Raw genomic sequence first — 6,273 nt, 5'->3', positions numbered from 1 at the left:
CCGCCGCGCCGCGGCGCACGTGGTGATCACTTTGCAGGGACACCTGTCGAACATGGCGATGTCGAGGATGGTTCTGCAGGAGGTCCTGCACGTACGCGCCGAAGCCGTCGTCCACGAAGTCGCGCACTGAACCTCACAACCAGGCGACGGCGAGAACCCACCGTGGTCGCGTACCCACTTACACCTGTAACCAGGCCTGGGCAGCCAGGGCCCAGGCACAGCAGCACGACAGACACCGGCGATCAATGCCGGTATTCCGCAGGGCGTGAGTATCGGCTCGGGCGGTCAGTCGATGACATGCAGCCGAACCCACTGCGGCAGCTCGGCGGCGGCCGGGTGGGCCTCATGGAAATCTTCGCCACCGAGAAAGTAGTCATACCTCCGGACCGGGTAACCCGGGGGTATGTCCATATCCAATGATTTTGCGCGAAAGCTATTGCGACCCCCGAGAGCGCGGATTCGGCTTGTCCATTCGAAGCGGCCCGTGTGCCGTCGCACCCACGGGCCGTATTGCGCTGTCACCGCTACGGAATCACAGCGTTCTGCGTGAGTTGGATACCCGCAGGTTCACTGGTCGTGCGGAATGCGCCGCCCAGGAAATGGCTCGGTGTCCGTTGTTGTCAGGCGTGGGGAGTGCAACGCGACCACCGAACCGGAGTGCGCTTACGCTGCAGCGGAGCGGTTCGCCAACGGGCTGAAGTGCCCGAAACCTCTCGGACCAGACAATGAAGCTCTGGCGGTGGCCAGGAGAAAGAGAGTCCGAAGTGAATTTCCTATCGATTCTGTCGCTGCTTCTCAGCGCCGGAAGTAGCGTATTGTCCCTCGGCAGCAGCGTGCTCTGACCTCGCAGGTCCGCTCCTGCTGCTGTGCCGGTCCGCACAGGTCGGCCGGATCACCGGACCCGTCCCATCGAGGTGGCGGCGAGATAAGTGCTCATCCCTCCAATCAGCGGCCGCGATTTGTCCGGGCCGAGCCCCCCGGCTGGACTCAGCACTGGCTATCTCGACTCCCGGCTGGAGTGTCCGTGGCAACGACATGCGTGGTTGCGGGGCCGAGTGGACCCGATGAGAAGTTGTCGACAACTCGTGAAACCCTTCTACAGGAGTTACCGACAAGGTCATCTACTGGTGTATCGGGGTCGCCTTCCTGCTGGTGTGTTGGTATCCCTTGCCGATCTCGTCGAGTTCGCATTCGGTCAGCACCTCTTCGATCCGGTCGAAGCCATGGGGAGCGCGGTCGGCAACTTTTCGGAGGATGTGGTCGACCGGCATGTCCCGGTTGGCGAGGACGATGGCGTTCACCACCTCTCGCCGTGCCGCCTCGTAGGCCTCGAGTCCGGCGACTGCATCGCTTCTCGCAGCCAATTCACGCGCCAGCACGCGTGCGTCGACGATGGCCTGGGATCCACCGTTGGAGCCGACCGGATACATCGGATGCGCAGCGTCGCCGAGGACCGTTATCCGGCCATAGGTCCAGCTTGTCAAAGGGTTCCGATCGACCATGGGATATTCGAGGATGGTGTCGCTGGCCGCCATCAGCTCACCCACGTCCTGGCCGTCGAACTGCCAGCCCCGGTAGTGCGGCAGCACGTCCTCGAGTCGGCCGGTCCGGTTCCAGTCCGGAATTTGCTCGGCCATATCCGTAACCTTGACCTCTGCCACCCAGTTGATCAGCGCGCGCCCGCGCTGTCGGGCCGCCGCGGAAATGGGGTAGGCGACGAACTTCGCGGCATGGTTGCTTCCCGCGATCACCATGGATGCGCCGGACAGGAAGGGCCGAGCCTCGCTCACGCCACGCCACATACGGATGCCGTTCCACAGAGGCGGACCTTCGCCTGGTTGCAGCTGCGCGCGCACAGCGGAATGTAGTCCATCGGCACCGATCACCGCGTCGGCACGCATCTCGACGATGCGGTCGCGGATGCGATCGTGGATCCGGACACGGACGCCGTCGGCGTTTTGAGTCGCGTTCTCGAATCGCATGCCGGTGCGCACCGCAGCCGGACCGATGCGCTCGTAAACCGCGTTCAACAGCAGCATCTGGAGCTCGCCGCGATGAACCGAGTACTGCGGCCAAGGGTGGCCTGCGGCAAGTCCGCGTGGTTCACGCCAGATCTCGTTGCCGAACCGGTCCAGGTGCAGGCATTCAGCTGTGGGGATGGCGATCTCGGCCAACCTCTCCTGTAGGCCCAGCTCGGCCAGTTCGCCGGTTGCGTGTGGTAGGAGATTGATGCCGACCCCGAGTGGGCGCAGCTCGATGGCACTGTCGATCACGACGGCCCGGACGCCGGCGGCGTGCAGACTCAAGGCCGCTGTAAGTCCTCCGATTCCGGCTCCGACGATCAGCACTTTCATGAGTCGGCACTCGAGTTGGTGCAGGGGTTCATATCGTGTTCCTCGGAGGGTTGGGAGAAGATCAACTGTGGTCGTTCCAACCTCCTCCAGCAGGTGCCCTTGCGATAGCAACCCCGGTGTTGGTCGGCGCACCCCCAGCGGTGGGTGAATCCTCACCCAAGGGTGGGCCGTCAGTGAACCGACGACTTATCCTGCGCAGTGCCCTCGATCGGGGCCGGCTCCAGTTATCCAGCTGCCCCGCGTTGGGAAGTGATGTCGTGCAATTACTGCTGCGGTGGGCATAGGGTACTTGCGTGAGTGGCTCTGCCCGTGATGTCTTCGAGCATCTGTTGTGGGCGAACCCACCGGACGCACCTGAAAGTCGCTTCGGCACCGCGTGCGTGATCGGCGGCAGTATCGCTGGTCTTCTTGCCGCACGTGTGCTCGCCGACTATGCGCGGCGGGTGGTCGTGATCGAGCGGAACGAGGTCGCGGGGAACGACTCGGTGAGCTCTGGTGTCCCGCATGGCCAGCAAGTGCATGTGCTCTTGCCCGCCGGATTGGTGCGGATCGAGCGCCTGCTGCCCGGCTTCGCCGAGGAGGCGTATGCGCTGGGCGCAGTGCCCGCCGCGCCGGAGAGAGCCAGCCTGTACTTCGACACCCACCCATGCCTGCAGACCCGGCACGAGCCGCTGATGCTGGCGACCCGGCCGTTCTTGGAGGCTCGGATACGTGCTCGGGTGCTGGCGCTGCCCAACGTGGTGATCAAGCGGGGGCGGGCGGTCGGTTTCGACAGTCACAAGGGCGCGGTCTCCGGTGTTCGGTACATGGTCGATGACGCCGAGAACCTGCTCGAGACCGACTTCGCCATCGATGCCATGGGGCGTGGCAGCCAGCTTTCAGCCTGGCTCGAGCAGGCTGGGTTCGACCGCCCGCCGCTGCAGCGGTTACCCAGCGGAATCAACTACGCCACCGCGCTGTTCGATCGCGTACGCGACGACGAACCCTCCTGGGCCACCACGCTGGTGCAGCACTCCCCCGGCCGGGGGCCGCGAGGCATCGCGCTGTCGGTGACCAGCGCTGTCGAGAGCGGGCGCTGGATCGTGATGTTGATGGCGCACCACCCGGTCAAACCGCCGCGAACCGTCGAAGAGTTCCGCGAGTTGTGCGCGCACATGCCGCATCCGTTCCCAGAGGCAGTCGGCGGGGCACTCGTCCGCGAGATCGTCACCTACCACCAGAGGGACAGTCGCCGAAGGGATTTCGCCGGACCACTGAACCTGCCTGCCCGCCTGGTGAGTGTGGGCGATGCCGTTGCCGCGTTCAACCCGGCATTCGGACAAGGTATGTCCTCGGCGGCATTGCACAGTTCTTGCTTGAACGAGTATCTGCGGGCAGGGCCGGACCTCGACCTGCCCGCGAGAGAGTTCTTCGACCTGCAACAAGTCGTGGTAGACGCGGCATGGCAGGTTTCGGCCGGAAGCGACGCTGCCCGGCTCGACGCTCTCGACAATGCCGAGGTGCCCGAAGAGGTACGGCGCCAGCGGTGGGCGCTCGAGCAGATCACGACCGCCACCGTCACCGACCAGCATGTCGCGCAAGCCTTCCGGGACGTAACGTTCATGCTCGATCACCCTGACAGACTCGCCGACCCGACGCTGCTCGAACGGGCCGTCACCGCCAACCGCGCCAACGCGGCCGAACAAAACCGATCGGACATAGCAGGTGGGGCGGCCCCGTGTTATGAGTTCGCGAATCCGTGCCCGAGGCATCGGTGCACTCACTAGCACCGCCGAGTGCTTCTAGCAGGAGACGTACCTTCCCGCCCAGCATCGGGCCCAGGAGCCTTCCCGATAGTTGGGATACCGTCGATGTCAATACTTGCTCGGCAGTGCCGATCAAAGTTCTCGATTGCAGGAGCGCTGAATGTGGAAGAGCCTGAAACGGGCGGTTACGGGGCCGGAGTTACCCTCCGAGCCGACACTGCGGTCGGTTCCGACCCATAGCCGGTTCGGTGCCGCACGATTCACCGAGCTGTGGTATCCGCGAAGTATCACGGTCGAAGTTGTCGGCGCGCCGCGGCTCACCGTACAAGACGAAGGCCTGCCGCGCCGACTCGCTACGAGCGTGGCGCCACCAAGGATCCTTGCGACCAACCGACGCAGCGTGACGCTCATGGTCGAGAGCGATCGGGCGGTCATCTCGGCGGGTAAGCGCGGCCTGCGACGACGCACGTACCGATGCGAAGCGCTCGTGCGAGGAGTCACGTACCGGCTTATCCCAATCGGACCCAAGCGCGCCACCCTCTTCGCGGGAGAGTCCCCCGTAGGGCAGTTCAGGACGTCGAAGGTCAATCACCCACCCGAAACCATCTCCTGGCTACCGACAGCCACACCACAGGATGTCGGAGTCGGAATGCTGCTCAGCTCAGCCCTCGGCGTCGGCGCCAACGGATTGCTCCGAAACCTCCTCCGCGACCTCGACTTCATACCCACACCCTGAGTCGACGATTAGAACCGCGATCTACCCCGGCGATGCGCGGTTCGGGCCCTGCGAGCAAGGTTGTGAAAACGCAGCTTCGATAGTTGTTGTGATGTAGGTGTTGGTTTCCACAGTTGAGCTAGTCGGAGCCTCCGCGGCCGCCCTACTCGGTGCACATACGGACCGTGGCATCGGCGTTATTCTCCACCGACCCTCGCGTGATGTCGATGAATCGGCTTCGACGATGCTGGACACCCATTGCGGCACCACACCTTCGCGCTCGGGAAAGAGCCGGCGCCGCGTGTGTCCGGTAGTGGGGCTGCTGCGGTCGAAAGAACCTCAGCCGGCGATATAGCGCAGCATCACCGCGGTGTCGAAGTGCCTCGTCTCTACCAATCGGAGCTGGATGCGCTTGTCCAACGGTGGAAAGAGCGGTGTGCCGCCGCCGAGTGCCACGGGCAAGACGAACAGCTGGTACTCGTCGATGAGCCCGTGGGGTATCAGCGAGGCCGCGAGGCTCGCGCCACCGACCTCCATGACGCCAGAGCCTCCGGCCTTGAGCCTGCGGACCTCCTCGACCGCGTTCTCGCTGACCAGCGTGCTGTTCCAGTGGACCTCGGTGAGTGTGCGGGAAAAGACGACCTTCGGTTTCTCCGTCCAGAGCGTGGCGAACTCACGCTCGATGCGCGGCGCGTCCTCGGGCACGTGCGGCCAGTACTCGGCCATCAGCTCGTACAGGCGACGGCCGTGCAGCGACACCTCGATCTCGCGGTAGCGGTCGTTGTGGAACTGGTGCAGCTCCTCGTCCGGGTTGGTCCAGTCGATGCTGCCGTCGCGATCGTTTATGTAGCCGTCCAGGGACACACTGAACCCGTAGATCAGTTTCCTCATGACGGGTAGACCTCCTACACGCTCGAAACTCATCGGCGCTCATCGGACAGAACTTATCCACGAAATCATCGGACATGGCGGTAGCAGATGACACAGGTGGCGCGGCCGGGGAAGGCTCCGTGGATGTCGTCGCGGCATTCCCCGCGGATGATGGTCACCTAGATCCCGCCGGGCCAGACATCGAACCATCCACGCGCCCATTCCGGCCGCAGCGCGACAGCCGGCGGGTGGAGTGCCCATCGAGGCAGGGGGCGAAGGTAGGCGATGCCGGCGCCGAGATCGAAGGCGCGATCACGGGGCGGTTCGCGTTCGCCCCGGACTACGAGGTCCGGCTGGATGGTCACGGGCTCGATGGTGAGACGCGGTGCTGCTGGGGCGAGATCGCCTTCACTCCGGCGTTCACCTTCGGTGGCGCGGTGCCGAACGGCAACCGGGTCTCGGTGCCGGTCTTCATCCTGTGTCGGTTCCGCGACGGTCGGGTGAGCTGGGAGAGCTTCCACTTCGACGTCGCCGGCGTCGCGCGCCAATGCGGCGTCGACGCTACCGCCCTGGTTCGGGCGTCATGATC

At 64.5% G+C, this 6,273-nt stretch carries 5 protein-coding genes; 2 read left to right on the top strand and 3 right to left on the bottom strand.

The window, feature by feature from the left end; translation table 11 throughout:
* Positions 1 to 285: 285 nt before the first annotated feature.
* Together M8859_RS37080 and M8859_RS32820 are read right to left on the bottom strand one after the other, a co-directional pair.
* Positions 286 to 411, bottom strand: a complete 126-nt coding sequence (locus M8859_RS37080) for a hypothetical protein (RefSeq protein ID WP_255466057.1) — start codon at positions 409 to 411, stop codon at positions 286 to 288.
* Between the two features lie 710 nt (positions 412 to 1,121).
* Positions 1,122 to 2,354: a flavin-dependent oxidoreductase gene (locus tag M8859_RS32820; RefSeq protein WP_159919158.1), complete on the bottom strand. Its 1,233-nt coding sequence runs from the start codon at positions 2,352 to 2,354 to the stop codon at positions 1,122 to 1,124.
* Between the two features lie 293 nt (positions 2,355 to 2,647).
* Between M8859_RS32820 and M8859_RS32815 the strand changes: the two genes are divergently transcribed.
* The gene (locus tag M8859_RS32815; protein WP_249645422.1) at positions 2,648 to 4,120 is read left to right on the top strand and encodes an FAD-dependent oxidoreductase; all 1,473 of its coding nucleotides are present in this window, start codon (positions 2,648 to 2,650) and stop codon (positions 4,118 to 4,120) included.
* Between the two features lie 1,033 nt (positions 4,121 to 5,153).
* Here the strand turns inward: M8859_RS32815 and M8859_RS32810 are convergent.
* Positions 5,154 to 5,705 carry a dihydrofolate reductase family protein gene (locus M8859_RS32810; RefSeq protein WP_159919162.1) on the bottom strand — a complete coding sequence of 184 codons (552 nt, stop codon included), beginning with the start codon at positions 5,703 to 5,705 and terminating at the stop codon, positions 5,154 to 5,156.
* 119 nt (positions 5,706 to 5,824) lie between these two features.
* On the opposite strand from M8859_RS32810, the gene M8859_RS32805 reads away from it, so the two are divergent.
* A complete protein-coding gene (locus M8859_RS32805; protein WP_249645421.1) occupies positions 5,825 to 6,271 on the top strand; it encodes a hypothetical protein in 447 nt (148 codons plus the stop codon).
* Positions 6,272 to 6,273 lie beyond the last annotated feature (2 nt).

The organism is Nocardia sputi (assembly GCF_023501985.1).
The sequence above is the reverse complement of the archived record's forward strand: the minus strand, read 5'-3'. Positions and strand labels throughout refer to the sequence as shown.